Consider the following 423-nt stretch of genomic DNA (forward strand, 5'->3'; position numbering starts at 1 on the left):
CTTTTGCCAACCCGCCAAGCTGTCGGCGGATTTCATCCGCAATCGCCAGCTTTAGCTGTTTCCGATACCACCGGCTTTAGCCGGTGGAGCATTCATTTGTAACCACTTATTTTGATTCTAAATGGTTGTATGCTTCTGGTGCCGAGGGACAGAGGGCCACAGGGCGACACACAGTTACATAAAATAACTGGCTTTTATTCTTCCTGATGCCGTTTCTTGTGTAGCAAGGTGTGCGTCTTATACCGTCAGTTGGATTCCGGCGTCAAGGGCGTTGGTTCGATTCCCGATTGCTCAAGACTGCGCCAGCAGCCTGTACAGCGTGGTACGGCTTATTCTGAAATGGCGGGCAATGGCCGTCTTGTTCTTTCCGCTTGCGGTCATGTTCCGCATTTCCTCCACCTGTGCGGCGGAGAGTGAGGGCTT

The 423-nt window shown here is 52.2% G+C and carries 1 protein-coding gene; it reads right to left on the reverse strand.

Annotation, left to right across the window (positions count from 1 at the left end):
- Positions 1–291 precede the first annotated feature (291 nt).
- Positions 292–423, reverse strand: a 132-nt coding sequence (locus EII23_RS13715) for a helix-turn-helix domain-containing protein (RefSeq protein ID WP_148091245.1), incomplete at its 5' end; no start/stop codon positions are given.

Source organism: Desulfovibrio sp. OH1186_COT-070, from assembly GCF_003860215.1.
GTDB lineage: Bacteria > Desulfobacterota > Desulfovibrionia > Desulfovibrionales > Desulfovibrionaceae > Desulfovibrio.